The 1,071-nt window shown below is 64.7% G+C and carries 1 protein-coding gene; it reads left to right on the top strand.

Annotated features, from left to right (window positions below; all coding sequences use genetic code 11):
• Nucleotides 1-104 precede the first annotated feature (104 nt).
• The coding region (locus AC5Y47_RS25630) for an IS481 family transposase (protein WP_499947059.1) at nt 105-1,071 on the top strand (967 nt) is incomplete at its 3' end.

The raw sequence follows: 1,071 nt of genomic DNA, 5'->3' as shown, positions 1-1,071 counted from the left end.
TGTAATGGCCAGGGAGGTTGTGAACGGCGTGGTGCGCGGAAGTAGGTAAGGACCTCCGGTATCGGTGTGGTTACCACACACACGCCGATCACCAGGAGGTCCTCGTGCCCCACGCTAATGCTTCGCTGACCCCGAAGGGGCGATTGAAACTCGCCAAATTGATCGTCGATGACGGTTGGCCGATCCGGCGGGCTGGCGAGCGGTTCCAGTGCTCGCCGGCCACGGCGAAGAAATGGGCCGATCGCTACCGCATCGGTGGCGCTGAGGCGATGTTCGACCGGCCCAGCCGCCCTCACCGCAGCCCCAACCAGCTGCCGGTACGTCGGGAGCGCCGGATCGTCAAGCTGCGCTTCACCCGCCGCTGGGGCGCTGATCGTATCGCCGCACACCTGCACGTGCCGCGTTCAACGGTGCAGGCAGTGCTCAAGCGCTACAAGATGCCTCTGCTGCGGCACCTGGATCAGGCCACTGGTCTGCCGGTACGCCGCCCGAAGCCCAACCGCTACGAGCACGCGGCGCCGGGCGATCTGGTGCATGTGGACATCAAAAAGCTCGGTCGCATCCCTGATGGCGGCGGACACCGCAAGCTCGGCCGGCAAGCCGGGCGCAAAAACTGCAGCGGGATGGGCTACGCCTACCTGCATCACGCGGTCGACGACCATAGCCGCCTGGCCTACTCCGAGGAACTCGGCGATGAACGCAAGGAGACCGCCGCGGCGTTCTGGCGCAACGCCAATACCTTCTTCGCCGAGCATGGCATTACCGTTCGACGCGTCCTGACCGACAACGGATCCTGCTACCGCTCAAAGTGTTTCGCCCAAGCGTTGGGTGACGACGTCGCGCATAAGAGAACCCGGCCGTATCGGCCGCAGACCAATGGCAAGGTGGAACGCTTCAATCGCACCCTGACCGCCGAGTGGGCCTACGCCCAGACCTACGGGTCCAACGCCGCGCGCTCAGCGACCTACCAAGACTGGCTGCATCACTACAATCACCACCGACCCCACACCGGCATCGGAGGCAAGCCCCCCATCGAGCGCCTACGCGTTCACAACCTGGCCGTCAAGAACA

The organism is Mycobacterium sp. NGS22, assembly GCF_059813095.1.
Note: the sequence above shows the minus strand (reverse complement) of the source record. Positions and strands in the feature narration are given on the sequence as shown.